The organism is Pseudomonas sp. PHC1 (assembly GCF_046487845.1).
In the GTDB taxonomy this organism is placed as follows: Bacteria; Pseudomonadota; Gammaproteobacteria; order Pseudomonadales; family Pseudomonadaceae; genus Aquipseudomonas; species Aquipseudomonas sputi.
Genome location: NZ_JBJXHJ010000019.1, coordinates 103,554 through 127,412, shown reverse-complemented (window position 1 = coordinate 127,412; position 23,859 = coordinate 103,554). Strand labels below are relative to the sequence as shown.

General features: G+C 59.4%; 24 protein-coding genes. 10 read left to right on the top strand and 14 right to left on the bottom strand.

All coding sequences use genetic code 11. The annotated features are described in order from the left end of the window. Positions 1–279: 279 nt before the first annotated feature. From ACKJSM_RS21695 to ACKJSM_RS21665, 7 genes are all read right to left on the bottom strand, one after another. The gene (locus ACKJSM_RS21695) at positions 280–2,265 is read right to left on the bottom strand and encodes a DEAD/DEAH box helicase (protein WP_410238796.1); all 1,986 of its coding nucleotides are present in this window, start codon (positions 2,263–2,265) and stop codon (positions 280–282) included. Between the two features lie 252 nt (positions 2,266–2,517). After that, positions 2,518–2,877 carry a DUF6124 family protein gene (locus tag ACKJSM_RS21690; RefSeq protein ID WP_410238795.1) on the bottom strand — a complete coding sequence of 120 codons (360 nt, stop codon included), beginning with the start codon at positions 2,875–2,877 and terminating at the stop codon, positions 2,518–2,520. Between the two features lie 419 nt (positions 2,878–3,296). Beyond that, positions 3,297–3,626 carry an antibiotic biosynthesis monooxygenase family protein gene (locus ACKJSM_RS21685; protein WP_236177738.1) on the bottom strand — a complete coding sequence of 110 codons (330 nt, stop codon included), beginning with the start codon at positions 3,624–3,626 and terminating at the stop codon, positions 3,297–3,299. Further along, positions 3,623–4,618 carry a zinc-dependent alcohol dehydrogenase family protein gene (locus tag ACKJSM_RS21680; RefSeq protein WP_410238794.1) on the bottom strand — a complete coding sequence of 332 codons (996 nt, stop codon included), beginning with the start codon at positions 4,616–4,618 and terminating at the stop codon, positions 3,623–3,625. Before ACKJSM_RS21680 ends, ACKJSM_RS21685 begins: the two co-directional genes overlap by 4 nt. Positions 4,619–4,681: 63 nt before the next feature. Continuing rightward, positions 4,682–4,984 carry an ArsR/SmtB family transcription factor gene (locus tag ACKJSM_RS21675; protein ID WP_007950555.1) on the bottom strand — a complete coding sequence of 101 codons (303 nt, stop codon included), beginning with the start codon at positions 4,982–4,984 and terminating at the stop codon, positions 4,682–4,684. An 89-nt stretch (positions 4,985–5,073) separates the two neighbouring features. After that, on the bottom strand, positions 5,074–5,958 hold the full coding sequence (locus tag ACKJSM_RS21670) for a universal stress protein (RefSeq protein ID WP_410238793.1): 885 nt from the start codon (positions 5,956–5,958) through the stop codon (positions 5,074–5,076). Next, positions 5,955–6,902, bottom strand: a complete 948-nt coding sequence (locus ACKJSM_RS21665) for a universal stress protein (protein ID WP_339487911.1) — start codon at positions 6,900–6,902, stop codon at positions 5,955–5,957. Before ACKJSM_RS21665 ends, ACKJSM_RS21670 begins: the two co-directional genes overlap by 4 nt. Before the next feature lie 204 nt (positions 6,903–7,106). Between ACKJSM_RS21665 and ACKJSM_RS21660 the strand changes: the two genes are divergently transcribed. Further along, positions 7,107–7,670, top strand: a complete 564-nt coding sequence (locus ACKJSM_RS21660) for a GNAT family N-acetyltransferase (protein WP_339487913.1) — start codon at positions 7,107–7,109, stop codon at positions 7,668–7,670. Between the two features lie 49 nt (positions 7,671–7,719). Here ACKJSM_RS21660 and ACKJSM_RS21655 read toward each other — a convergent pair whose 3' ends face one another. The 3 genes from ACKJSM_RS21655 to ACKJSM_RS21645 form a co-directional block, all read right to left on the bottom strand. After that, positions 7,720–8,637 carry a universal stress protein gene (locus ACKJSM_RS21655; RefSeq protein ID WP_410238792.1) on the bottom strand — a complete coding sequence of 306 codons (918 nt, stop codon included), beginning with the start codon at positions 8,635–8,637 and terminating at the stop codon, positions 7,720–7,722. 88 nt (positions 8,638–8,725) lie between these two features. After that, positions 8,726–9,976, bottom strand: coding sequence for an MgtC/SapB family protein (locus tag ACKJSM_RS21650; protein WP_410238791.1), 1,251 nt, complete (start codon positions 9,974–9,976; stop codon positions 8,726–8,728). Positions 9,977–10,166: 190 nt separating this feature from the next. After that, positions 10,167–11,087, bottom strand: coding sequence for a universal stress protein (locus tag ACKJSM_RS21645; RefSeq protein ID WP_236177731.1), 921 nt, complete (start codon positions 11,085–11,087; stop codon positions 10,167–10,169). A gap of 321 nt (positions 11,088–11,408) precedes the next feature. Between ACKJSM_RS21645 and fnr the strand changes: the two genes are divergently transcribed. Further along, positions 11,409–12,152, top strand: a complete 744-nt coding sequence (gene fnr / locus ACKJSM_RS21640; protein WP_236177730.1) for a fumarate/nitrate reduction transcriptional regulator Fnr — start codon at positions 11,409–11,411, stop codon at positions 12,150–12,152. Between the two features lie 25 nt (positions 12,153–12,177). Here fnr and ACKJSM_RS21635 read toward each other — a convergent pair whose 3' ends face one another. Next, complete coding sequence (locus ACKJSM_RS21635) at positions 12,178–13,251, bottom strand: NAD(P)-dependent alcohol dehydrogenase (protein ID WP_410238790.1); 1,074 nt, start codon at positions 13,249–13,251, stop codon at positions 12,178–12,180. Between the two features lie 220 nt (positions 13,252–13,471). On the opposite strand from ACKJSM_RS21635, the gene ACKJSM_RS21630 reads away from it, so the two are divergent. Continuing rightward, positions 13,472–14,398 carry a universal stress protein gene (locus tag ACKJSM_RS21630; protein WP_410238789.1) on the top strand — a complete coding sequence of 309 codons (927 nt, stop codon included), beginning with the start codon at positions 13,472–13,474 and terminating at the stop codon, positions 14,396–14,398. A 15-nt stretch (positions 14,399–14,413) separates the two neighbouring features. On the opposite strand, the gene ACKJSM_RS21625 is transcribed toward ACKJSM_RS21630, so the two are convergent. Beyond that, on the bottom strand, positions 14,414–14,965 hold the full coding sequence (locus tag ACKJSM_RS21625) for a cytochrome b (RefSeq protein ID WP_236177727.1): 552 nt from the start codon (positions 14,963–14,965) through the stop codon (positions 14,414–14,416). Between the two features lie 205 nt (positions 14,966–15,170). On the opposite strand from ACKJSM_RS21625, the gene ACKJSM_RS21620 reads away from it, so the two are divergent. From ACKJSM_RS21620 to ACKJSM_RS21590, 7 genes are read left to right on the top strand one after another with little or no spacing between them, the layout of a single operon-like run. Continuing rightward, on the top strand, positions 15,171–15,848 hold the full coding sequence (locus ACKJSM_RS21620) for a thermostable hemolysin (RefSeq protein ID WP_236177726.1): 678 nt from the start codon (positions 15,171–15,173) through the stop codon (positions 15,846–15,848). Then, positions 15,838–17,319 (top strand): AMP-binding protein, encoded by a 1,482-nt coding sequence (locus tag ACKJSM_RS21615; protein WP_339487928.1) that lies wholly within the window; start codon positions 15,838–15,840, stop codon positions 17,317–17,319. The genes ACKJSM_RS21620 and ACKJSM_RS21615 overlap by 11 nt, the downstream gene beginning before the upstream one ends. Next, on the top strand, positions 17,316–17,990 hold the full coding sequence (locus ACKJSM_RS21610) for a TenA family transcriptional regulator (RefSeq protein ID WP_236177724.1): 675 nt from the start codon (positions 17,316–17,318) through the stop codon (positions 17,988–17,990). Before ACKJSM_RS21615 ends, ACKJSM_RS21610 begins: the two co-directional genes overlap by 4 nt. Beyond that, positions 17,977–18,786: an SDR family oxidoreductase gene (locus tag ACKJSM_RS21605; protein ID WP_410238788.1), complete on the top strand. Its 810-nt coding sequence runs from the start codon at positions 17,977–17,979 to the stop codon at positions 18,784–18,786. Before ACKJSM_RS21610 ends, ACKJSM_RS21605 begins: the two co-directional genes overlap by 14 nt. Continuing rightward, complete coding sequence (locus ACKJSM_RS21600; protein WP_410238787.1) at positions 18,783–19,427, top strand: tetratricopeptide repeat protein; 645 nt, start codon at positions 18,783–18,785, stop codon at positions 19,425–19,427. Before ACKJSM_RS21605 ends, ACKJSM_RS21600 begins: the two co-directional genes overlap by 4 nt. 11 nt (positions 19,428–19,438) lie before the next feature. Continuing rightward, entirely contained in the window at positions 19,439–20,101 is a 663-nt protein-coding gene (locus ACKJSM_RS21595) for a response regulator (protein ID WP_410238786.1), read from the top strand. Next, the gene (locus ACKJSM_RS21590) at positions 20,098–21,465 is read left to right on the top strand and encodes an ATP-binding protein (protein WP_410238785.1); all 1,368 of its coding nucleotides are present in this window, start codon (positions 20,098–20,100) and stop codon (positions 21,463–21,465) included. The genes ACKJSM_RS21595 and ACKJSM_RS21590 overlap by 4 nt, the downstream gene beginning before the upstream one ends. 21 nt (positions 21,466–21,486) lie before the next feature. Here ACKJSM_RS21590 and ACKJSM_RS21585 read toward each other — a convergent pair whose 3' ends face one another. After that, positions 21,487–22,749, bottom strand: a complete 1,263-nt coding sequence (locus ACKJSM_RS21585; RefSeq protein ID WP_410238784.1) for an MFS transporter — start codon at positions 22,747–22,749, stop codon at positions 21,487–21,489. Between the two features lie 99 nt (positions 22,750–22,848). Then, positions 22,849–23,736: a LysR family transcriptional regulator gene (locus tag ACKJSM_RS21580; RefSeq protein WP_410238782.1), complete on the bottom strand. Its 888-nt coding sequence runs from the start codon at positions 23,734–23,736 to the stop codon at positions 22,849–22,851. Positions 23,737–23,859 lie beyond the last annotated feature (123 nt).

Below are 23,859 nucleotides of genomic sequence, written 5' to 3'. Positions count from 1 at the left end.
CTACGTGCCATTTCTTAATCTGCTCCAATCAACGAACGAAAAGTGTACGTTGCGTTGACCGGTTGAGCCCGCCGTCACCCTTTCTAATTAACGCACGACAATAGTCACCAGAGAATATTGCAACATCAAAATCCGCAGCATACTCAGGTATTCTACAATGACATGACGCATTAACTAACTCCGCGAGCTGAAGCACGTTCTCCATGTTATCTAAAGAATCACGAACAGCGCAAAACTTACTCATGTGATGCTGAGCAACTCCCCTAAAAAAATACGCTGTCATATCATCTTGTTCCTCTGATATTCGGCATTCAGTATCATTTCAAGGTACTCTTCATCGTAATCCGCATCACCGACGATTGATCCGACCCTATCAATTAGCTTGGCAATCAATCGCGGACTCGGATTTGCCTCTTTCTCTTTGCAGAAGTCTCGAACAATTTTTTCAAGCGATGGTAGCTCGTCTAAAACAATGAATTCACGCTGCTGAATCTCCATAGGAGATGGAATCCTAAGATCCATATATGAATTAATTGATAGAAAATCAAGCCCACTATTAACATGCGACAACAAACCCTTATCGACATTCTTGCCAAGTACCAGGTGGCTCTCCAAAAACGATCTAGCCATCATTGTATACAAAGCATTTCTGAAAGATGGATGCCTATGCAAATTCAGAGCAAAACATATAACAAAAGGAAACTCCAAGCCTTTGGCATTGTTAATGTTAGACACAAATAGCTTATCGGGATCACTTCTCTTCGTTTCAAAAGAGACATTCACCCCCCAGCCTAACTCTTCTTCAATCAGAGGCTTCAACTGTGCAATCACATCATAGATGTAATTATCCTTATCCAACAAAATTATTGCTATATCGCCTTGTTCAACAGTAGGATGTCGGCGACGGATATTCTTCACGACTTCAACTAAATTATTTGCAACCGAAAGGCCGTCGACAAGCTGGTGCACCGTAGTGCTTTTAAAGTCAGCCGGGATATCCTCAAATCGACGAAGTGGGTCACGAGACACTTGAGCTCTATTATTTTTTTCTTCGTATATATATCCACACGCGTCCCACTCGTGAGGCTGCAACCATCGCAAAACTGGGTTTTCGAACAGCCCCATACCCAAAGCGTGCGAAAACATAAGATTCTTTGGGTCCGTGCGATAGCATTTTTTTAATACCATATCCGCACGATTCACACCTTCATCTATTGGTCTGAATATGTTCTGAAAAACGTCTCCCGCAACATATACTTTTTTGGCCGTCACTAACTCGCACAACTCGATAAAGCTACTTGCAAAATCTTGACTCTCATCTACAAACACATAATCAAAAGCGAATTTCTTCTCCCCTGATATTTTTTTAATTGCTGCAATAGCTGTTTTACATACCTGATCAAAACTACCAGCCTGAAGACTCTGAAATGGCACCCCATAATAATGACAAATATATCGATACATACCAGAGTATGGTTCCCTTCCACTTCCCCACGAATGAAAGCAGAAAAGCTTATTACTCCAGTCAATCTGACGCTCTACCCTCATAAAGTCAAAGAAACTAGGGATGCGACTCTTCATTGAAGATGCCAGGATTTTGTTAAAACAAGTAAAGGCGATTCTTGCGTCAAAGTCGCGCGAATAAATTTCCTTTATCTTATGTAATAGCAGTTCCGTTTTCCCAGACCCAGCGAGCCCTTGGATTACAAATTTCTTCCCCGCACCAGATCGAAATACAAAGCTTGTTTGGTCTGTATCAAACAATACAATTTTTGACTTTATGGTATCTAAAAGACCACTCGCCTCCAGATTTATTTTAGAAACATCATTAATACTACCTACAACCAGCGAGGTAATTAGATCAACTAAACGTCGCTCCGTTGGAGTTTCTATGATTAAGTTTTCAAAATCCAAATCGCTTGCGTCACACTGCTCAAACAATGGAAACCAGTGACGTTTCCGGCCGATTTTTTCTCGATATCTGAATTTTTCTGAAAGAAACGCAATATCTTCAACAAAAAATTCGACATAATCTTCGAACGATTCTTCATCCGAGCCAAAATTTATGAAGCAGGGCTTCATACCCGAAGAAAAAATTGCTACAGCTTCATCACAATCATATTGAGCATCATCTTTCGATAATGGCTTGCGGAGGACGTAGGTTTGTTTCTTATTTTGCTCCGCAAACGCCTCTATCTTCTCCCTGATGCCTGCGAGCTCTACTAGATCTTGAGCTTCAGGAGCATAAAAGCAATATCCAGACATTTTTTTGAGACTCCCTATTTTTCAACAAATGGTACTTTCTATATACCGAGCATACTTAAAAGCTTCTCCTTTGTCGTTAGCTCGGATGATTTTTTTGTAAGCCGTATGTTGGTACCTATGCATATACAAAAACAGCAATTTCCACTTGACGTAGATGCTCTCCTCACTTTTTTTCAATCGTCGGCAATGCGGTCTTCTAAATTTACCCAGTGATGACAACCTTTCTCTCATCACTGGGCTTATTTTCGATTACTACTTTAGCTCAACATTATCCAACGCCTGATTCACCGCCAACTCCCCGAGCATCACAATCTGCGCAATCCCTATCGCGGTCTTACGGTGAGCGGGCTCCAGCGTAGCGGCAAAGTTGTTGAGCATTTCGCTGGCCGAGCCTAGGGATTCGCTGGCATTGGCGAGCAGGGATTCAGTGTCGTACGCTGGATTAGCCAGGTACATCGGATCGTGTTTGTGGTGACTACCCATGACCCGTTGCTGCGGAGTGAGGTAATGGTCGAGCGCGCGTTCGGCTGCCTCGTTCAGGGTTCGGGAGTCGGGGAATTTGTAGGGGGAAACCGGATCGGTTTCCGGGGGATTCGGTGTCGGTTTGATCATGGTGAAACTCCTGATTTTGATTAGGAGCTACCAGCATCACTTGCAGATGATGGGTGGCAGCCATGTGCGGGTCTGCAAGACCGGGAAACCAGGCACCCGGCAGACCCGAGGGTCTCCCGCACAAAGCCGCCATTGAGCGGACGCGAACGAGCGTCCTTTTGGCAGGCTGTGCGACTGGTTTTTCCGGCGGGCTTGCAGACCCGATCACTGATGGGCAGTGACGGGAATCAAGTTACGGTCGGAGGTCCAGACGCACAAGCCGGCGGATTCTGTCTTAGGTGTAGGGGACGGCGCAAGGCGCTGTGGGCATCCGGGTGTGACTGTAGGACTGATTTAAACAACCAATGCTCACCGCGTTTAACTCCGGACAAAAGCCGGACTGTCACCCAGTCCGGCTCGCCTCCCCACAAAAGCGTGTTTCAGTTTCCGGACCAAAGCGCTCCATCACCTTCGCGGGCAGTAAAAGCCGCCCCCTCAATGTGATAAACCTGCGGCTCCTCCGAAAAATACGCCTCTAGCCCCAACATGAAGACCCTGTGATCCTCCCCCGCCTCAAAATCCGTGTGAGCCTCAAGCGAGTCCCACCGCACAATCAGATTGAACCGCTCCGGCGTTTCGATCCCCTGCGCAAGCATGTGCCCGCCATAACCCTTCGCGCGGCGGAGCAAAGGCGCTACCTCGGCAAATGCGCGTCTGAACTCATCAACGCGTTCTGCGTGAACGGGTAGCAAAGCGATCTCATAAATCATGACGCCTCCCCCACCGAACCCGCACTAAGCGAGGGCGCCACCGCAATGGCAATCTTCCCTTGAAGACCATTGTTGGGACTCTCCAACCGCGCATGGGCCAGCGGAATCTCCGCAAGCGAATACACCGCGCCAACATGGGGCCGCAGTTGACCGCGCTCCACCAGGGCACTCAATTCATCGAGCTTGCCGCGATTCTGGCGGGTGAACACGAAGTGATAACTCGCGTTCTTGCCCCAGGCCTGAACGAGGTTTTGTGGCTGGGCGATGTCGACGATCGAGACCACCCGGCCAAGTTGTGCGAGGACGTCGGGGCTGCGCGACAGGGTATCGCCGCCGATGGTGTCGAACACCACATCCACTCCGAGGCCCTTGGTTTCCCGCAGGATGGCGTCGACGTAGTCTTGCTTTTCGTAGTCGATGATCACATCGGCGCCCATGCGGCGGACGAACTCGGCGTTTGCTTCGCGCGCGGTGGTGAACACTTTGGCGCCCATCGCTTTGGCGAGCTGGATGGCGACGTGACCGACGCCGCCTGCGCCGCCATGGATCAAGATGCTCTCCCCGACTCTGAGCGCTGCCCGCACGATCAGGGCTTCCCACGCCGTCCCGCCCACCAGGCTCAGGCTGGCCGCTTCGAGATGGCTCAGCGAGCGCGGCTTTTTGCCGATGATGCTGGCAGACGCCACGTGGTACTCGGCATAGCTGCCGGGGCCGTCGAAGATTTGCGGCGTGTACCAGACTTCATCTCCGGGGGCGAACGCCGTCACGCCGGGGCCGACCGCTTCGACGACGCCGGAGACGTCATGTCCGGTGATGGCCGGCAGTTGCACCAGGTCCGGATAGTCGCCACGTCGAACCTGGTAATCCAGCGGATTGATGGAGGTGGCGTGTACCCGGACCAGGACTTGCCCGGCGCCCGGTACGGGCTTGGGTACGTCGTAAAGTTTGAACGATTCAGGGTTGCCAAATGATTCAAGCAGCATCGCTTTCATGGTGAATCCTCGTATCGACAATAAGGGATATCGAGATATCTCGATATTCTGCGGTAAAATTTTTTACAGCTCTTTCCCTATGACCTCGGCCAAAGCGCTGATGTTGGCTTCATTGCGCTTGTAGTAGGTCCACTGACCGATGCGCCTGACTTCAACCAGGCCCACGCGCTGCAGCGTTGCAAGATAACCGGACACCGTTGACTGCGAGAGTCCGATGCCCTCTTGAATGCTGCTCACACACACACCCACCGTGTGAACGTCACCCTCATCCTGCGGGGGGAAGTTCTTTACGGGGTCCTTCAAGCCTTTCAGGATTTCAAGCCGTACCGGGTTTGAGAGTGCTTTGAATACTTCGATCAGGTCCATGTCGCGAGAATATCGAGATTATTCGATATGTCAATACGCTGATTGACCAACGGGAAGCATCCCGCCTGCCGACCGCTCAGCAAACCCCGTCAAACCGCCAGAACGCAACAAGGCACCTGGTAAAGAATGTGCTCGGTGGTACTGCCCAACCATTTGCTCAGGCCCCGCTTGCGAACCCTGCCCATCACGATGACATCGACATGCTGCTCGTCGGAGAACTCGCTCAGCACGGTGACTGGGCGACCTTCGATGAAGTGGCGTTGACTGGAGGCCACACCGAAATGCCCGGCCAGTCGAAGAAACGATTTTTGCAGGTCCTCGCGCAGTGACCGGGTCAGTTCGGCGAGGGGCAGTTCGCCCATGTTCGCCAGGTACGCGGCGGAAATGTCGCAGGCATAGAGCAGGTGCAACTCGGCGTCGCACTGGATGGCCAGCGCACTGGCCTGCCGGATGATCTGTTCGTTCAGCGAGTTGTCGGCGGACTCGATATCCGACACCTCGACCGCCGCCAGCACTTTGCGAGGCAACACATAGCCGCTTCCGCCCACCAGGTAGACAGGTACCGGACAATCGCGCAGCAATTGCCAGTCCAGTGGCGTGTAAAACGCGCGCCTGAGGGCCGACACCTGTTCGATTTCCTTGATCAACAGATCGGGCGCGTACGCGTTGACATGAGCAAGGATGCGCTGCTCAACATCAGCGGCCCAGTCCACTTCGATGGTCACTTCGATCCGCCTGTCGCGCAGCTTGACCGCCCGGGCCTCCAGCGCCTGGCGATGATCCTGAAGCAATGCCTCGCGCGCCTGTTGCCGGTCACCTGTTTCAAGCAGCGACAAACCGTCGAGCGAGGGAATCAGCGCCAATAGGTGCAAGCGCGCGCCACTGGTCTTGGCCAGCGCCGCTGCATGGTTGATCGCAGCGGACTCGCGCAGGAGCGGATTGATGATCAGCAGCAACCGTTGATACTGGCTCATGAAGACCTCTCGTCAGATGCAGGACGTTGCACTTGGGCTCGAACGCCCGGCCCCACCGCCAGAATGCTTCCAGGCAGCGAATACAGCGCCCGCTCGGTATTGCTGCCCATCAACCGATCAATACCTGTGCGGTGCACCGTGCCCATCACGACCACATCCGCCAGGTATTGCTCGACGAACTCTCCGATGACCGGCACCGGCAACCCCATCACAAAATGGCGTCGCTCGGGCGGAATCCCGTAGCGTTCGGCCAGATTGATGAAAGCCTGGTGCAGGGACTGACGCAGCTCCTCGACAAAATCCACTCCCCATCCGGCACCGACCAGCGGCGCATCGCCATTGAACGCCGGTGACAAGTCATAAGCGTAGAGCAGGTGCAACGGTGCGTCACATTGCGTGGCCAGCGAATTGGCGGTCTGAATGATGGAGTCATTCAGGCCGCTGATCTGGGTCTCGGGATCGAACGGATCCACCGCCGCCACGATGCGGTGCGGCAGGCCGTAGCGGATCTCGTTGACCAGATGCACGGGCACCGGGCACTCGCGCAGCAAATGGCAATCCAGCGGCGTTATGAAAACCCGTTTAAGGAGGGGCTCGAGCGTCACGTCCTTGATCAGCAAATCAGGTTTGAGGTCTGCGACAGCCCGCAGGATGTCCAGCTGCGCGTGGGTGGTGAACACCACGTCCACCGTCACTTTCAGTCCCTGTTCCGAGCATTGCTCAAGCTGATCGGCTACCCAGCGACGGTGGTGGCGCAGATACCGCTGATAGCCGGCCTCATCGATTTTGTCTTCCCACAGACGAACCACCGGTGCCGGTTCGGCGAAGACCCGAATGTCCAGGGCCGCTGCGCTCGCCTTGGCCAGCGCCACCGCGCGCAGCATGGCGGGCGTCTGATGCAGGGTCGGGTCGGCGACCAGCAGCAAACGTTGATATTGCCCCATCACACACCTCCGCAAGACTACCGCAGGCTTTGAGACTGAGCCTGCGCTGCCGGTGCGCAGTTGATTTACATCAACTTCGGACGATTCAACATCACCGGTCTCTGACCCAGATCAGATTCCTGCCCGTCGAGCGGCGTAGAAAGAAAGCGACTGCGGGGCGCTGTGTCCTGCATCCGTCTTTAAAACCGCAGGGAGGATTACCTCATGCTTACCGTCAAAGACCACAACGAACGAGCCGCCACGGCCTATGCCTCGATCACCGGCCAACACTGGATCGAAGCACTCAAGGACGGTCGCCATGTGCTGATCCGCCCCCTCTCGGAAAAGGATCGGGAACGCGAGTATGCGTTCATCAAACGCTTGTCCCCGGAGTCACGGCATATGCGTTTTCTGGCGCAGATCAACGAACCGTCGGGCACGATGCTGGACCAATTGATGGACACCGACAATCGCCTGCGCCTGGCCTACGTGGCGCTGGTGCACGACAACGGTCAACTGATCGAGATCGGCGTTAGCCGCTATGCCGCCACGGGTGAGCACGAGTGCGAATGCGCCGTTACCGTTGCTGATGAATGGACGCACCTGGGACTGGGAACACTGTTGATGGAGCACTTGATCAGCGCGGCGCGCAAGAATGGAATGCACCGAATGTACTCGGTCGATGCCGCCAGCAATGCCCCCATGCGTGATCTGGCCCGGACGCTGGGATTCGAACGGCACAATGACCCTGACGATCCCCGCCAGGTCATTCACAGCCTGCACTTGTAGCCACTGCTGCCGGCGAACGTCCGTACGGGCGATCGCCGACGCACCGGCGCTAGAGCCCCCTGCCCGGCTTGATCGCCAACACGCTGCACGGTGCCCGGTGCAGGAGTTGCTCGGCGGTGGTGCCCAGCCGTTTGCTCATCCCTTTGTGCTGCACCGTACCTGCCACGATCACGTCGACATTTTGCTCTTCGACGAATCGGCAAATGGCCGGCACCGGCACACCTTCGATGAAATGGCGACAGTCGTTCGACACGCCGTGGCGCTCGGCCGTCGCGGCAAACGCCTCATGCTGCGCCGTCCCCTGGGCCTCGTAGATACCGGTGGCCAGCGGCAACGCACCAAACCCGAAGTCCTGCGCATAGGCGGCGGTCCAATCGTAGACGTGCAATAACTGCAGTCGGGCATTGCACACCTCGGCCAGTTTCGATGCGGCGTCGATAATCTGGTCGTTGAACACCAGATCCTGATCTTCGCTGCGCAGCACGTCGATGATCGCCAGCACATGACGGGGGCGCGGGTTCAAGGCATTGGTCACCAGGTGTACCGGGATCGGGCAGTCGCGCAGCAGTTGCCAGTCCAGCGGGGTAAAAAACACTCGTTTGAGGGCCGATTCTTCGTGGGCATCCTTGATGATCAGCAGCAGCGGCATTTCATTGATGAATTGCAGGATCTCCGCGTACGGATCCTGAACCCACACCACCTCACTCGTGACGACGATCCCGTTTCCACGCATCCGGGTCGCCTGTTCCTCAAGCCAGTGGCGATGTTTCTCCAGATAGGCGTCACGGGCCACGGCCACCTGTTCGGGGGCAAACAGCCCGGCCATTGCCAGCGCCTGCAGATAATCGAATGCCACGATATGCAGCGGTCTTTGCAGCGCCTGCGCCAATGCCAAGGCACGATCGAATGCCGGCGTGTGGTTCATGGCGGGCGGAGCGATCAGCAGCAGGCGGGGTTCCTGTGACATGGTGCACCTCGGCATTGAGCGATGACAGGGAATGGATCTCAGGGTGCCCCTTCCACCGATGACCACTTTGATTTTTGTCAGTGTTCGGTCAAATCGTCGCGTGATCCACCAGCAGGCCGGCCCACATGGCAGCGGTCAGCAGAATCTGACCGGGGATGACATACGCGGCGAAACGTCGCCCGCCACTGATCCAGGCCATCAGGCATTTACTCACCGCGTTGCTGCTGACCGCCAGCAGCACGGGCGGCGCAATGGCGCCGTAATCCAGCAGCCCACCCTTGGCAAGTGTGGCAATCGAAGCCGTGGAAGAATGAGCATCGGCGAATCCGCTGAGTACGGCGGTCAGCATCACGCCCGCCTCGCCAAAGTGGTCGAGCATCAGCGAAGACAAAAACGTCACGCCGGCCATGGTCAACGTGACCGCCAGCGCCAGCTTGAGATTGAACGCCCCGCCGACCTTGATCGGCTGGTTCGCAGCGGCCGCAGATCTGGGGAACAGCAGGCCCAGGCTGAACAGCAGCGTAACGCCGAATCCGGCCAGCAACGGCCCCCACAGGTGCGGCAACAGCGCGGTATCGACCGTGCCGAGGATCAGCGCCACCTGCGCAGTTGTAGCCAGGTTCGACAGCAGGGCCGCCGCACTCAGGACCTTGAGGTGCTCCGGTTCTTTACGGGCGATATGCCCCATGGCGGCAATCGTCATGGTGCTGGAGGCGAAACCGGAGGCGATGGCGCTGACTGCGTAGCCGTAGCGCACACCCAGCGTGCGCACGGCGATATGCCCGATGGCGCCGACGGCCATCAGCAACACGGTCAATGTGCAAAGCGTGCGCAGGTTGAGCGCCGAGTAGGGACCGATGAACCGGTCAGGCGTCAGCGGCAGCACCACCAGCGCTGCGGTCAGCAGCACCAGCCCATCGCGCATCTCCGCTTCGCTCAACTGGCTGCGGGCGAAGTGATGGAGTTTCTGCCGGTAAGCCAGCAGCCCCGCCATGACCACGCCGATGGCGATTGCCAATTCCGGTGCGGTGCCACACAGCGCGCCCAATACCAGCACCGTGAGCAAGGCCACTTCGCTGGTCACCCCCGGATCACCGCTCAGGCTGCGCCAGTAAGCCACGCTGATCAGCACCGCCAGACCGCCGCCCACAATGCCCACCAGCAGCGCGCCGCCCACTTGCATCGCGACGTAACCGAGCAACGCCGTGATCGCAAACGTGCGCAACCCGGCACAGGCACGGCTGTCGCCCCGCCCTTTGTGGCGCTCGCGCTCCAGACCGACCAGCATGCCGATGCCCAATGCTGAGGCGGCCCCCGCCAGGCCCAGTGCGTCACTCATAACAGGATGGAACCATCGGCATACGTGATCCCGGGATGCTTTTTGACCCGCGCTGTATCGACAGTCGCTGGCCACATGTCGGGCGCATCGATCCGTGACGTGAGTTGATCGACAACATCATTGAAATACCTCCTCCAGCCGCAACAACCATTGATTCTCATCCAGTGCAAAACTCGGCAGTGCCCCCCATTCAATCGGAGGGCTGCGGCGATTTGACGATCATCAGACTGCAAGGAGCCCGGTTCAACACGCTCTCGACGGTACTGCCGATGTAGCGGTGTTTGCCGTCGGGATACAGCGTGCCCAGCACCACCATGTCAAAAGCATTCTGGCGGACAAACAGCCCTATGACCTTTTGCGGGATGCCGGTCAGCAAGTGTCTGCATGAAATCGGGATGCCATAGCGTTCGGCGAGTGCGTCGAACGCTTCTTGCTGGGCGTCCTCGATGGCATCTTTCAGACTGCCGTCCAGGCTGCCTGTCGGCACGCTTATGGCCCCATCGTCGATGACCGCCCAGCAACCGACATTGAGCAAGTGCAGCGCCGCGCCGCAACCGGCCGCCAGTGTGCAAGCAAGGTCAAGTATCCGGTCGTTCAACCCTTGCGTCAGTTCTTCCAGATGTGACAGATCGACCGCTGCAAGAATTTTCATTGGCCTGGCCTGCCCGGCGCGGGTCACCAGGTGCAGGGGGGCCGGACATTCGCGCAGCAAGCGCCAGTCCAGCGGGCGATGGAAGGCCCGGTCGAGCGCCGGAACGTAATGGGTATCCTTGATAACCAGATCCGGATGAAAGTCATTCACGTACTCAAGCACGTGAGCAAGGTTTGATCTGGCCCAGACCACTTCAGTGGTCACCTGCAGACCGATGCATCGTTTGAAGCGGGCCTGCTGTTCCAGCCAGTGCCGATGCACTTGCAGATACCCTTCCCGCGCCTGAGCCATCGCCTCAGGTGCAAACAGCCCGGCCGCTGCCAGCGCCGGGACATAATCGAACGCGACGATGTGCAACAGCGCGCCTGTGGCACAGGCCAGCGCACAGGCGCGTTCAAATGCCGGGGTCAGGGTCATTTCGCCAGGGGCTATCAATAGAATGCGTTTGAGTTTGAGCACCACGTGCCTCTCCCTGAAACGTTTACCTGGATGATTGAAAAGCTGATTTCCTGAAGAGCGACATGAGCGGGGATTTCTCCGCATGTGACCACAATCAGGAAATGCTGCCGTTCAAGTATCTGGCAGCGCACGTCTGGATCACTGATTTTTATCAACTGAATCAGAGATACGTCACCACAGTGATTCATGACTCGTTTCTGAGGCGCGTGAATGTCTGACAGTCTGGATCCATTCGTCGTTTATCCAGGGTTCACAACGCTTTTTCCGTGTCAATGGCGACCCGGGAACTATGCTCAACAGGCTGAAAGTGAGGGCTTCCCGGTGGCAGAAACTCGCTCGTATCGCAATCAACAACTCAAAACGGCGTGCTCCAGTTGCAGCGTGCTGGAGTTGTGTCTGCCGCTCGGTTTGAGCGGTGGGGAAATCGAGCGCCTGGACACGCTGATCGCCCAGCGACTGAAGGTCAAGAAAGGCGCTGCACTCTATCGTGCCGGTGATCCTTTACGCTCGCTCTATGCCGTGCGGCTGGGGTCATTCAAGACCAGCGTGCTGTCGATCGACGGTCGCGAACAAGTCACCGGGTTTCAGATTGCCGGTGAAATGCTCGGCCTGGACGCCATCAGTTCGGATCTGCACACCTGCGATGCGGTCGCGCTGGAGGACAGCGAAGTCTGCCCCATCCATTTTGCCCACCTGGAAAAACTGGCCCGGGAGCTGCCTTCACTGCAGCACAACCTGAACAAGATCCTCAGCCGTGAGATCGTTCGCGATCACGACATGCTGATGATGCTGGGCAACATGAGCTCGGATGAACGTCTGGCGGCGTTCCTGTTGAACCTGTCGCAACGCTTGAACGCTCGTGGTTATTCGTCGCGCAGCTTTGTGTTGAAGATGCGTCGGGAGGAAATCGGCTCCTACCTCGGCCTGCGCCTCGAAACCATCTGTCGCGGCATCGCCCACCTGCGCGACCAGGGACTGGTGCAGATTACCGGCCGCGACGTCACCATTGAGAACATGGACGGGCTCAAGCAGTTGATCGTCGGCTGCCATCGTCACCCGCGATGAGCCTGCCGACAGGCTGGCCGCAGCTTCACGGTGTAATTGCCACTTTCATCACACCGTCACGCTGGTGCGCAAACAAGTCATAGGCCGCTTCAATGTCATCAAGCTTGAATCGGTGGGTCACCAGCGGTGAAAGGTCGACCACGCCGCTCTGCACCACCGCCATCAAACGCCGCATGCGCTCTTTCCCTCCGGGGCACAGGGTGGTGACGATGCTGTAATCGCCCAACCCTGCGGCAAAGGCATCGAGCGGTATGCGCAGATCGCTCGAGTACACACCCAGGCTCGACAAGCGGCCGCCCGGACGCAGCACGCGCAACGCCGACTCAAAGGTGCCTTGTGTGCCAAGCGCCTCGATCGACACATCGACGCCGCGCCCGTCGGTCAGGGCCATGATCTGCTCCACCACATCCCCGTCCCGGAAGTTGACGACATGGGTGGCTCCCAATCGACGCGCCACCGCCATGCGCTCGGCCACCGCATCGACCCCGATGATCGTACTGGCGCCTTTGAGCCGGGCACCGGCGACCGCACACAGTCCGATGGGGCCGAGGGCGAACACGGCGACGCTGTCGCCAATGCTCACTTCGCCCCGTTCGGCACCGGAGAAGCCGGTGGACATGATGTCCGGGCACATGAGCACTTGTTCATCACTGAGGCCGTCCGGTATCGGACACAGATTGGCCAAGGCATCGGGCACCAACACATATTCAGCCTGGCAGCCATCGATGGTGTTGCCGAATTTCCACCCGCCGATGGCCCGGAAACCATGGCGAGTGTCCGGCCCGTCCTGGGAACCACAACCACACAGGCACGCGTAACTTTGACCGCTGGGAGTGATGGCGCCGGCAATCACCCGCTGCCCCTCTGCGAACCCGCGCACCTGCGAACCCAGACGCTCGATGATGCCCACCGGTTCGTGACCGACCGTCAAACCCTTCGCCACCGGGTACTCGCCTCGCAGGATGTGCACATCCGTACCGCAAATGGTCGTGGTGGTTATTCGGACCAAGGCGTCCAGCGGGCTGACTTCCGGGATCGGTTTGTCATCCAGCACGATGCGATTGTTTTCGACAAAAATGGCGGCTTTCATGGTGGCCATGAGCATTCTCCTGAGGGATTCGACTCGTGTCCCAGCCTGCGCCGCACGGTCTGGCCGGCACTTGACAATGATCAACAATCGACGACATCCAGGCCGATTGACCACCCGTCTGTCGGGGTTCTGCCAGTCACCGGTTGTTTGACAAAGATCAAGCGCCCACCCCAGGGCCGGCGCAGCCTGTGACCATCGGTTCAAAGCTTCCTGCCCAAGGAGAGTCGTCATGTCAGAACAACCGCGTTACATGCTGGTCGCCTCACCCCTGATGGAAAACAGCCCGGCTTTCGATCGCGCAGCGGCACTGGCCAAAGCGGCGGGCGCGGCCCTGCACATCGTGGCTTTCGATTACCTGGAAGGTCTGGCAACAGCCAGCATGGTCAACGAACAGGCACTGGAGCAGATGCGGATCGGCTATATCGAGCGTCATCGTCAGTGGCTCGAAGAGCGGGCACACTCGATGCGCAAGCTCGGGGTCACCGTCACCACGGAAGTGGTGTGGGTGGAGCGGCCGTTACAGGAAATCCTCATTCACCTCAGGGAACAGCCCATGGCGGCGCTGATCAAGGCGCTGGAGCCGGAATCGTTTCTGTCTCGCTTGATGTTCACCCCGCTGGATATTCACTTGCTGCGCGAATGCCCGGTACCGCTGCATTTCGTCAGCCATGTCGGGCATGCCCTGCCGCGCAAGATCCTGGCCGCCGTGGACCCGTTCCACCGTGACGGGCAGTACGCCGGCTTCAACGACCAAATCCTGCGCGAGGCCGCCCGACTGGCCAGCCTGTGCAATGCCGAACTTGACGTGCTCTATGCCCATGATCTGTCATCGATCAGCGCCAATGAATTCGGCTTCGACAATGCCTCGGCGTTCTTCTCGTCCAGCGCCGCCAGATCACTGTTCGATGCCCAGGCCGACGCTTTCCGTGAACTGGCCGAGCGCAACGGCATTCCAGAAGAGCGTCAGCACATGGTCATGGGCAACCCGGCCAAGGTGCTCTGCAGCTATGCGAGCGGGTATGACATCGACATGATCGTCATGGGGCGTGTCGGCCATCGTGGCGCAGGCCGGTTGATCGGCAGTACGGTCGAACACCTGCTGTACAAGATTCCGTGCAGCGTCTGGGTGGTGTCGCCGGAGCACCTGCCTGACTGAGCAGGCTCCCGCGCCTCAGGAACGAGTGCGACCTCCCAGCATCCGGTCAAGGGTGTCGTCGCCCACCCAGTAGTGATGAAACAGTCCGGCGGCGGCGTGCAGGCCAATCAGCCAGTAACCGGCATTGCCGATCGACTCGTGCCAGTACTTGAGCGGCTTGGCCATATCGGTGTCCAGCGCCAACGGCGCCGGCACATGAAAGCCGAAGTACGGAAACGGTTTGTCGCCGGCGGCGAGCATCAGCCAGGCCAGCACCGGCGTAGCGATCATCAGCCCGTACAGGGCCAGGTGCATCAGGTGCGCGATTGCGGTCTGCCAGGCGGGAGGTTTCGGGGTAATGGGCGGACGCGGCGTCAGGCGGCCGAGCAGGCGGACCCACACCAGGACGAAAATGCTCGCGCCGAACACCCCGTGCAATCCCATTAACAGGCCTCGCGCTTCGCTGCCTCGGGGCAGGAAACCCTTGATTTCGACGCAGGCGTATACGCCGACGAACAGCGCCAGCATCAGCCAGTGCAAGGTGATCGACAGTTTTCCATAACGGGGTGCGGCCATGTCGCGGGTCATAGGTGCCTCGTGATTGTTGTGAGCGACGGCCGATTCGTTCGGCTGTCTCGATCCGGTTGCCGGGCGAACCGACGACGTCACCCTGCCGTGACAGTCTTAAGACAATCTGAAGATCCGTCATTCGTTAACCTTTTTTCACCTTCAGACTTCGTTAAGAAATGGCCCGGATACTCCACTCAAACCTATTGAGGGAGGCGTTCAGCCCATGCCCGATTCTGACTGGAACATCCCCCTGCCCCTGCGCTTTGGCCACGGCGAAACACCGCAGATGCAACTGTCGAGCGCCCCGCCGGGTGACGCTCAACGGGCGGGGTTCGAAGCGTTCATTCAACAACGTTTTCGCAAGGCCCACGGCGCAGATATCCGCCATTTCATGCCCGAACTGTTTGGTGTGCACAACGACCGCGGCGAACTGTGCGCGGTGGCCGGGGTACGCCGTGCGCACCTTGAGCCGCTGTTTCTCGAACGCTATCTGGACGAGTCGATCGAGCCGGTGATCAGCGCCGCGGCCGACCGTCCGGTGGAGCGCAGCGCGATCGTCGAAGTCGGCAACCTCGCCGCCAGCGACACGGGCAGCGCACGCCTGAGCATCATTGCCATCACTTACCTGCTGGCCATGGGTGGCCTGGAGTGGGTGACCTTCACCGGCAATATCGGGCTGGTCAACAGCTTCCATCGCCTGGGTCTGAAACCGGTAACGCTGTGCGCCGCCGACCCGGAACGCCTGGGCGATGACCGTCACCACTGGGGCAGTTACTACGAAAGCAAACCCTGGGTGCACGTGGGCAATATCCGCGCCGGTTTCATTCATCTGCGCAACATCGGTCTGTTCAGCCGGCTGGGATTGCCGACGTCTGTCGAAGGAGCCTGCCATGTCGCTTGAACGGCAACGATTCCAGGAAACCCTGCGCAGCCATGCAGGGCGCAATGACAACGCCCTGGCGTTGTGGGGCGACACGCTGAAAATCAGCTACACGACGTTGTACGCCGAGGTGATGTACCGCCAGCAGCGCTTGCGCGATGAAAACGTGAAGGTTATCGCCCTGGCGCTGGACAACGGCGTCGAAGCCATACTCTGGGATCTGGCGGCGTTGTTTGAAGGTCTGGCCTGCGTGACGCTGCCGCCCTTTTTCAGCCCCGCGCAGCGTGCCCATTGCCTAGAGCAAAGCCAAGCCGAGCGAGTGATCGCCGAACCGGAGTTGGAGCCAGAATTGCTCGCCGCCGGTTATGAACAACGCGGTGAATTCTGGTGCCGCACTTTTGAAGGCCCGAACCGCCTGCCAGTCGGCACCGCCAAACTGACGTTCACCTCCGGCACCACCGGTACACCGAAGGGCGTGTGCCTGAGCGCCGACAGTCTGCTGCGGGTCGCTCGGGAGCTGGAAGAAGCCAGCAAACCCACAGCCCCTCAACATCACGTGGCGTTGCTGCCGCTGGCGATCCTGCTGGAAAACCTCGGCTGTTACGCGGCGCTGTACGCCGGCGCGACGCTGAGCGTGCCGAGCCAGAAAACCCTGGGCATCCAGGGCGCCAGCGGCGTCGATCTGCCGCGCTTGCTCGGTTGCCTGGCCAACCGAGCGCCCGAGAGTCTGATTCTGGTGCCGCAATTGCTGTTGTTGCTGGTCAGCGCCGCCGAACAGAAAGCCTTCGATCCGCAATCGCTGCGATTTGCCGCCGTCGGTGGCGCACGGGTTTCCGAGGATCTGCTGCACCGCGCGCAACGGGTCGGTCTGCCGGTCTACGAAGGCTACGGCCTGTCCGAGTGCGCCTCGGTGGTCTGTCTCAACCGGCCCGGGGCCCGGCGTCCGGGCAGTGTCGGGCGACCCCTGCCCCACGTCGACGTGCGCCTGGCCGAAGACGGAGAGGTGTTGATCAAAGGCTCGACCCTGCTCGGTTACCTTGGCGAACCGGCGTTCAGCGATGAATGGTGGCCCAGCGGCGATCTGGGGGAGTTCGACCCGGAAGGTTTTCTCTACCTCAAGGGCCGCAAGAAGCATCAGTTCGTCACCAGTTTCGGGCGCAACGTCAACCCGGAATGGGTCGAGTCCGAACTGACCCAGCGCCAGCACATTGCCCAGGCCTTTGTGTATGGCGAGGCCTTGCCGCACAACCACGCCCTGCTCTGGCCGCACCGTCCGGACTGCACCGATGCACAGCTGGCCGCCGCTGTCGCCGCTGCCAACGAGGCTTTGCCCGATTACGCCCAAGTGCATCACTGGACACGTCTGCAACAACCTTTTACCGCCGCCAACGGCCTGCTCACCGCCAACGGTCGCCCGCGCCGCGATGCCATCGTTGCGCAGTACCGCACCGTGCTCACCGAATCCGTCCTTTGCGAGGAATCCGCACCATGAGTTTTTTCGACACCCTGCAAGAAGCCACACAACAGGAACGCCACGAGCTGTTCAACCTGCCGATCATCCTCGATGCGCTGCAAGGCAAGGTCAGCCTTGAAAGCTATCGCGCGTTTCTCGCCCAGGCCTACTACCACGTTCGTCACACCGTACCGTTGATGATGGCCTGCGGCGCGCGCCTGCCGACGCACCTGGAATGGTTGCGCAAAGCCGTGTGCGAATACATCGAGGACGAATACGGCCATGAGCAGTGGGTACTCGACGACATCGAGGCCTGTGGTGGTGACCGGAATGCAGTGCGTGACGGCCAGCCGTCGCTGCCGATCGAGCTGATGGTCAGCTACCTCTATGACCTGATCGCCCGGGGCAACCCGGTCGGCCTGTTCGGCATGGTCAATGTGCTCGAGGGCACCAGCATCGCGCTGGCCACCCATGCGGCGGGCAGCATCCGCGATCGTCTGGCCCTGCCGGAAACGGCGTTCAGCTACCTCAGCTCCCACGGTTCGCTCGACATCGAGCACATGCAAACCTATCGCCGGCTGATGAATCAGCTGGAAGATCCGGCCGATCAGGCGGCGGTGATCCATGCCTCGAAAGTCGTCTATCGGCTCTACACCGACATGTTCCGTGGCCTGCCCCGCGACGCGGAGGCACACCATGCAGCTGCATGAAGCCCGTGTGGTGCTGACGGGTGCCAGCGGTGGCATCGGCTTGGCCATCACTCAGGCCCTGTGCGCCGCCGGAGCAACGGTGCTGGCGGTGGCGCGGCACCAGGAATCGCTGCGTCCGCTGCTCGAACGTTACCCGCAGAACCTGCGCTGGGTCGCCGCCGACCTGACATTCCTCAGCGACCGGCGCAACGTATTGGCCGCCGCCGAGGCCATCGGCGGCATCAACCTGCTGATCAACGCCGCCGGGGTCAATCACTTCGCGATGCTGGAACAGCTCGACGACAGCGACATCAATGCCATGCTCGCGGTGAATATCAGTGCACCGATCTGCCTGACCAAACTGTTGCTGCCACTGCTCAAACAGGCCGACAGCGCCATGGTGGTCAACGTCGGCTCGACCTACGGTTCGATCGGTTATCCCGGCTATGCCAGTTATTGCGCCACGAAGTTTGCCTTGCGCGGGTTTTCCGAGGCCTTGCGCCGGGAACTGGCGGACACCCGGGTCGGCGTGCTGTACGTCGCGCCGCGCGCCACCCGAACGACCATGAACAGCCCCGCTGCCCAAGCGTTGAACGATGCGCTCAAGTCTAGCGTCGACGACCCGCAAGCTGTCGCCGCCGCTGTGATCCATGCGATTGCCGGTGATCGACGCGACCTTTATCTGGGCTGGCCTGAGCGTTTTTTCGTGCGCCTCAACAGCCTGCTGCCCAATCTGGTGGATCGCGGTCTGCGCAAACAATTGCCGTTGATCCGTCGCCTGAGTGAAAAACCCGCAAACGAGACGCCAAAACCATGAAAAAACTCTTCGCCTGCCTGCTGCTGGGCGCCCTCAGTCAAAGTGTCTGGGCGCTGGACGCCGCCGATCAGCAACGCCTCAACAGCATCCAGCAGAGCTGGGCGCACATCCAATACGAGACCCCGGAAAAACAGCGGGCCGCTGCGTTTGAACAATTGGCCACCCAGGCAACGCACTTTGCTACCGAACGTCCGGCTGTCGCCGAGGCCTGGATCTGGAAAGGCATCGTCACCAGCAGTTGGGCCGGTGCCGAGGGCGGATTGGGGGCTTTGGGCAAAGCCAAGGACGCCAAGGCTGATCTGGAAAAATCCCTGACCCTCGACCCCAAGGCACTGCAAGGTTCGGCCTACACCAGCCTCGCTGCGCTGTACGACCGGGTGCCGGGCTGGCCGATCGGTTTCGGCGACAGCGACAAGGCTGAGCAACTGCTCAAACAGGCCCTGCAACTCAACCCCGAAGGCATCGACAGCCTGTACTTCTGGGGCGATCACCTTTACCGTCAAAAACGCTACGCTGAAGCCAGGGCAGCGCTGCAAAAAGCCCTGCAGGCCGCGCCGCGTCCGGGCCGGGAAAGTGCCGATGCCGGGCGTCGCAAAGAGATCGCCGCGTTGCTGGTGGACGTGAACAAGAAACTCGACTGACAGGAGTCCGTGTGCGTTTATTACTGATCGAGGATGACGTGGCCCTCGGCGAGGGCATTCATCAGGCGCTGGGGCGCGAGGGCTACACCGTCGACTGGCTCAAGGACGGCAGCAGCGCTCTGCACGCCCTGCTCAGCGAGACCTTTGATCTGGCGGTGCTCGATCTCGGCCTGCCGCGCATGGACGGGCTCGAGGTGTTACGTCGGCTGCGCGCCAGCGGTTCGAACCTGCCGGTGTTGATTCTCACCGCCCGCGATGCCACCGAAGACCGCATCTCCGGGCTGGACGCCGGCGCTGACGACTACCTGATCAAGCCCTTCGACCTGGCCGAGCTCAAGGCCCGTCTGCGCGCCCTGCTGCGGCGCAGTGCCGGACGCGCGCAGATGCTGATCGAACACGCCGGCATCAGCCTCAACCCCGGGACCCAGCAAGTCAGCTATCTGGGCCAGCCGGTGGTGCTCACGCCCAAGGAATATAAATTGCTGCACGAACTGCTGTCGCCGCCAGGCCGGGTCATGACCCGCGACCACCTGACACAACTGCTCTACGGCTGGAACGAAGAAGCCGAAAGCAACACCCTGGAAGTGCACATTCACCACCTGCGCAAGAAATTCTCCACCGACCTGATCCGCACCATCCGTGGCGTGGGCTATCTGGTGGAGGAGCGTCGATGACCTCGATCCGGCGCCGCACCCTGACCCTGATCATCGGCCTGATGCTCGCCGGACTGATGGTGCTCAGCCTGTTCAACCTGCACGACAGCAACCACGAAATCGCCGAGGTCTACGACGCGCAACTGGCGCAGAACGCGCGTCTGCTGCAAGGCGTGATGCGCATGCCGTTGCCGGGGCAGGAACACGCGGATCTTTATCGGGCGTTCAACTCGGCACTGGCAGAAGCCGTGCCCAAGGGGGACGGCCATCCCTACGAAAGAAAACTCGCCTTTCAGGTCTGGAATGCCAAGGGCGAAGTCCTGGTGCATACCGCCAGCGCGCCCTCTTTCAGCGCACCGCCGATCCAGCCCGGCTTCAGCGATGTGGTGGATCTGAACAAGCGTCACTGGCGAGCGTTTGTCCTGGAAGACAGACAGAACGGTTTGCGCATCTGGGTGGGTGAGCGCGGTGACGTGCGGGCGGATCTGGTTGACCGGATCGTCCGTCATACCCTGTGGCCGAACGTGATCGGCAGCCTGATCCTGGCGGCGATGATCTGGCTGGCCATCGGCTGGGGGCTCAAGCCCCTGGCCAACATGGCGGCGACCTTGCGCGCCCGGCACAGCGGCTCCCTCGAACCGCTGCAATTGACACCCCTGCCCAGCGAGCTCGAACCGATGCAGGCTGCGCTCAACCGCATGCTTGCGCAGATCCAGGAAGTACTCGGTCGTGAACGCCGTTTCATCGCCGACGCCGCCCACGAAATGCGCACCCCGCTCGCAGTGTTGCGGGTGCATGCGCAAAACCTGCTGGAGGCCGGCACCGAGCGGGAACGTCGTGAATCACTCGAGTTTCTGATCGCCGGCGTGGATCGCACCAGCCGTCTGGTCAATCAGCTGCTGACCATGGCGCGCCTCGAACCCACGGCCAACGCGCCTGCCAGGCAGCGTATCGACCTTGGCGAAACCGTGCGCAACAGTCTGGTGCAACTCACGCCATGGCTGCTGAGCAAGCATCTGGAACTGGCCTTCGACGTCAGCGACCAACCTTTCCCTGCGCTCGCCGATGCCGCCACCATCGATATTGCCCTGAACAACCTCATCACCAATGCCGCCAACTTCTCGCCCGAGCATGGGGTGATCAGCGTGCAATTAACCCAGGCCAACGGGTTCTACCACTTGAGTGTTGACGATCAGGGCCCGGGTATCGATGAAGCGGACCGGGCGCGATTGTTCGAGCGGTTCTACAGCCGGGGCAATCCCGAGGGCGCGGGTCTGGGGCTGACCATTGTCAATACCATCGCGACCCGCCTGGGTGGGCGGATCACACTGCAGAACCAGGTTGAGGGTGGCCTGCGGGCGACGCTGTCGATTCCCGTCGGCTGAACAGCTTCTGCGACCGTTGAGTCAAGGCGCAACCATCGGTGGCGCCTCGTTTTGCAGTGCCATCGAATGGGCATTGGCACCCGACACCGTCTCCGGCACTGCCACCCAAAGCAGCACCAGCGCCGCCATCGCCACCGCCGCCAACGTCAAAAACGCAGCGCTGTATCCCGCCTCCTGAACCACGATACCCGCCAGGCTGTTGCTCAACGCCGCCCCCAAACCAAACACCGTCGAAATCGCCCCGAGGCTGACATTGAAATGTCCGGTCCCCTGCGTCAGGTCTTTCACCACCACCGGAAACAGCGCGCCGAAGATCCCCGCGCCGATGCCATCGAGCAACTGCACCGAAACCAGCCACCAAGGATCGTTCGACAGCACATACAACACGCCGCGCAACGGCAGGATCAGAAACCCCGCCAACAGCAACGGCTTGCGGCCCCAAGGATCGGCCTTCGCCCCCACCAGCAGCGCGACCGGCACCATCACCAGTTGTGCCGTGACGATGCAGGCGGACGTGAGCGGCGTGGCCATCTGCAGATTGGCCTGCGCCAGTTTCTGACTCACCAGCGGCAACATCGCCGCGTTCGCCAGATGAAACAGTGCGCAGCAAATCGCGAACATCAGCAGCGGTCGGTTGGTCAGCAATACGGACAAGCCCGAAGGCTGCTTGCCCTGCCCCGTTTTGCTGGGTTCCAGGCCTCGGGCGAGATCATGGTCAATGGCGTCGGCCGATACGAACGAGACGGCAATCACGCTGGCCAGCGCCATGACCGCCATCAAATAAAACACCGCGACCGGACCGAACAGGTACGCGGACAAACCGGCCAGCAACGCGGCGCAGGCGTTGCCGGCGTGATTGAAGGTTTCGTTGCGCCCGGTCCTTCGCGTGAAGGCGCGCGGCCCGGTGATGCCAAGCGTGATCGCGCAGATGGCGGGCGCGAAGATCGAAGCGGCAACGGCGCTGATCGCCTGCGTCAGGGCCACCAGACTGAACGACGTCACAAACGGCAGCAGCAGACAACTCCCGGTGACCACCAGCGCAGCAATCGCGATCAGCGCCCGTTTGAAGCGCGTGCTGTCGACCAGTGCGCCTGCCGGGGTCTGCGTGATGAGCGCGGCGATCCCGGCCATCGTCATCACCAGTCCGATGCTCGCCGGCTCCCAGTGGTGAACCGCCAGCAGGTAAATCGCCAGATAGGGACCGAGCCCGTCACGCACGTCGGCGAGGAAGAAATTCAGGCTGTCGAGAGACAGGTTGTTACGGCGATCGAGGTGAGTGGCCACGGGTAACGTCTTCGTTGTCGAGGTTCTGCGAAATGACTCAACCTCCGCAAATCGAATGACCTTTTGCCGGGCGTTTTAGTTGCATGAAACAGCCGTCCGTTACTGCCCCATCAATAACTCGCGCTCGCCTTCACACAAACCCACGACGTAATCCCAGACCACCCGCAATCGCACCGACTTGTGCAACTCGCGCCGCGTACTGATCCAGTAACTGCGCTCGATGCTTTCATCCGGCAGCAGCGCCACCAGCTCCGGGTCCGACGCCGCCATGTAGCAAGGCAGTACCGCAATCCCCAGCCCCGAGCGCGCCGCCTGCTGCTGGGCAATCACACTGGTGCTGTGAAACACCACCCGTGGATTGCGGCAGAAACTGTTGAGGAACATCAGTTCCTGACTGAACAGCAAATCATCGACATAGCCGATCCACGCATGCCGGCCTAGATCTTCGCGGCTGCGCAGTGGCGGCGCATGGTCGAGATAGGTGCGGCTGGCATAGAGCGCGAGCCGGTAATCGGTGAGTTTGCGAGTGACCAGCATGTCCGCCGCCGGCCGTTCCAGATGAATGCTGATTTCCGCCTCGCGGTTGAGGATGCTGACGAAGCGCGGCACCGCCACCAGTTCCACTTCCAGACCCGGATAGCGCTCGAACAGCCCGATCATGCGACTGGCGAGAAACATGATGCCCAAGCCTTCGGTGACGCCAACGCGGATCTTGCCCAGCGGCGCCGTGGACTGGGTGATCTCTTCCTGAGCCAGCAGCGCGACGTTTTCCATGGCTTCGGCGTGTTTGAGCAGCGCCTCCCCCGCCGGGGTCATTTCGTAGCCCTGGGCGTGCTGGACGAACAGCGCGGTGCCGAGGCTTTTTTCGATGGCCTCGATGTGCCGGGCAACGGTGGCGTGCGTAGTGTTCAAGCGGCGGGCAGCGGTCAACAAGCGGCCGCTGCGCTGCAACTCGAGAAAGAATCGCAGGTCGTTCCAGTCGAACATGGCGTGTCCTTGTCGGCTATCGTCAGGGAGCGCTGTTTGAAAACGCACAGCGGCTGCGCAAAAACTAACATTCTTTTGACGAAAGCTAACAACTAGGATGACCGACAACAAAAACAATAAGCG

Bases quoted from the DNA above. Each gene is read 5' to 3' on its own strand.
- ACKJSM_RS21695 (WP_410238796.1), bottom strand. From the start codon at position 2,265: ATGTCTGGATATTGCTTTTATGCTCCTGAAGCTCAAGATCTAGTAGAG.
- ACKJSM_RS21670 (WP_410238793.1), bottom strand. From the start codon at position 5,958: ATGAGCCAGTATCAACGGTTGCTGCTGATCATCAATCCGCTCCTGCGC.
- ACKJSM_RS21690 (WP_410238795.1), bottom strand. From the start codon at position 2,877: ATGATCAAACCGACACCGAATCCCCCGGAAACCGATCCGGTTTCCCCC.
- ACKJSM_RS21650 (WP_410238791.1), bottom strand. From the start codon at position 9,976: ATGAGTGACGCACTGGGCCTGGCGGGGGCCGCCTCAGCATTGGGCATC.
- ACKJSM_RS21655 (WP_410238792.1), bottom strand. From the start codon at position 8,637: ATGTCACAGGAACCCCGCCTGCTGCTGATCGCTCCGCCCGCCATGAAC.
- ACKJSM_RS21605 (WP_410238788.1), top strand. From the start codon at position 17,977: ATGCAGCTGCATGAAGCCCGTGTGGTGCTGACGGGTGCCAGCGGTGGC.
- ACKJSM_RS21665 (WP_339487911.1), bottom strand. From the start codon at position 6,902: ATGGGGCAATATCAACGTTTGCTGCTGGTCGCCGACCCGACCCTGCAT.
- ACKJSM_RS21620 (WP_236177726.1), top strand. From the start codon at position 15,171: ATGCCCGATTCTGACTGGAACATCCCCCTGCCCCTGCGCTTTGGCCAC.
- ACKJSM_RS21635 (WP_410238790.1), bottom strand. From the start codon at position 13,251: ATGGCCACCATGAAAGCCGCCATTTTTGTCGAAAACAATCGCATCGTG.
- ACKJSM_RS21610 (WP_236177724.1), top strand. From the start codon at position 17,316: ATGAGTTTTTTCGACACCCTGCAAGAAGCCACACAACAGGAACGCCAC.
- ACKJSM_RS21630 (WP_410238789.1), top strand. From the start codon at position 13,472: ATGTCAGAACAACCGCGTTACATGCTGGTCGCCTCACCCCTGATGGAA.
- ACKJSM_RS21660 (WP_339487913.1), top strand. From the start codon at position 7,107: ATGCTTACCGTCAAAGACCACAACGAACGAGCCGCCACGGCCTATGCC.
- ACKJSM_RS21685 (WP_236177738.1), bottom strand. From the start codon at position 3,626: ATGATTTATGAGATCGCTTTGCTACCCGTTCACGCAGAACGCGTTGAT.
- ACKJSM_RS21680 (WP_410238794.1), bottom strand. From the start codon at position 4,618: ATGAAAGCGATGCTGCTTGAATCATTTGGCAACCCTGAATCGTTCAAA.
- ACKJSM_RS21615 (WP_339487928.1), top strand. From the start codon at position 15,838: ATGTCGCTTGAACGGCAACGATTCCAGGAAACCCTGCGCAGCCATGCA.
- ACKJSM_RS21600 (WP_410238787.1), top strand. From the start codon at position 18,783: ATGAAAAAACTCTTCGCCTGCCTGCTGCTGGGCGCCCTCAGTCAAAGT.
- ACKJSM_RS21590 (WP_410238785.1), top strand. From the start codon at position 20,098: ATGACCTCGATCCGGCGCCGCACCCTGACCCTGATCATCGGCCTGATG.
- ACKJSM_RS21625 (WP_236177727.1), bottom strand. From the start codon at position 14,965: ATGACCCGCGACATGGCCGCACCCCGTTATGGAAAACTGTCGATCACC.
- ACKJSM_RS21580 (WP_410238782.1), bottom strand. From the start codon at position 23,736: ATGTTCGACTGGAACGACCTGCGATTCTTTCTCGAGTTGCAGCGCAGC.
- ACKJSM_RS21675 (WP_007950555.1), bottom strand. From the start codon at position 4,984: ATGGACCTGATCGAAGTATTCAAAGCACTCTCAAACCCGGTACGGCTT.